At 63.4% G+C, this 1,334-nt stretch carries 1 pseudogene; it reads right to left on the bottom strand.

Annotation, left to right across the window (positions count from 1 at the left end):
• Window positions 1–1,334: pseudogene (locus tag H7993_RS20675) on the bottom strand (hypothetical protein); the annotation flags it as partial.

Here is a 1,334-nt window from a genome sequence, read left to right as displayed (position 1 = left end):
GTTGGTGACATTGACCCGCACATTGAACTCGCCGGTCAGGGCGTCCACATCCAGCTCGTCGTTGGTCGTCAGTGCCGGTTCGAAGCCAGGGGCCGGCAGCAGCGTGGCCTGCCCGTCGATGTTCACTGACAACGGCAAGGAGCCGTAGCTTACCGGCGCCGTGCCGGGCACGATGAGGTTGTAGCTCACCTCGACGGAGCCGCCGGAAATCTCTTCGGCCCAGCCTTTTTCGGCCTGGAACCGCACCGCCTGCCCGGCTTGGGGCAGCAGCACGGTCTTGGTCAGTTCGTGGTGAAACGACTCGCCGGCCCCACTGAACCCGTCCCACACCAATTGCACTTGCACGTCGTGGATGAAGGCCGTATTGGCCGGGGCAACAATGTCGAACGTCGCCCCCAGGTCAGGCGGGTTCAGGGTGCCGCCAAGTGCATCGGGCACCTGCGGTGCAGGCAGGTCGAACGCAGTGCCGATCACCTGCGCCTGGGCGTTGAAGGAGCGCTCGATAGTGCCGCCCGTCACCGCCTCGTAGAACACGAAGATGTCGCTGCCAATCAGGCTGCGTCCCAGCACGTTGGGCACGGTGAATGTGTGGAACGGCGCCGTGCCGAGCTTGATCGGACCCAGGGTGTAATCCAGGTAGGGCCAATCGGTGGGTTGACCGGTAAAATGCAGGGTAATGTCGGCGGCCGGGTCGATGTTGCCACGCAGCACCATGACCTCGACGTCCGAACCTGCCAGCGTGTCCATGTCCAGGGTGCCGGACGGCGCGGCCACGATCAGCGGCGCCGGCAAGGTCGCGATGGGCACCACGTCGCATAGCACGCTTTGACTGTACAGGGAGTAGTTGCCTACGGCGTCATACACGTGATAGCGCACCACGACGCCGTCGCCTGGGCGAGCACTGACGATATCCCCGGGCACCTCCACGGTGACCGTGCTGCCCACTTGACTGGCCGTGAGGGGATCGGCATTGACCCCGGCGCCGCCCCAGAACACGGTAATCACATCACCCTCGGTCATGTGGGTGTACGGCAGTATGCTCACGGGAATGCTGGTGACCTGGTTCAGGTCTTCGATACGTGCGGGCACATTGACTGGGGCAGCCAGGTTGGGATTGATGTCCGGCTGTGCAGGGTCACCCGGTGGGTTGCCGGGGTTGGTGGTCTTAATGCGCAGGGTTTCAGGATACGAGACCTGCTCGTTGGCGCCACTGAATCCGACCCAGCAGTGGTAGTGCACGCTGTTTTGCGTGTCGCCCCGAGGTAAAACCCGGCTGGGGATGAACAGCAGCGTGGATTGGTTCTTGTCCGGCACCACACCGTCAACGACGAGAA

Origin of the sequence: Pseudomonas baltica, from assembly GCF_014235765.1 — a bacterium.
GTDB lineage: Bacteria > Pseudomonadota > Gammaproteobacteria > Pseudomonadales > Pseudomonadaceae > Aquipseudomonas > Aquipseudomonas baltica.
This window is presented reverse-complemented; position numbering and strand designations above follow the sequence as displayed.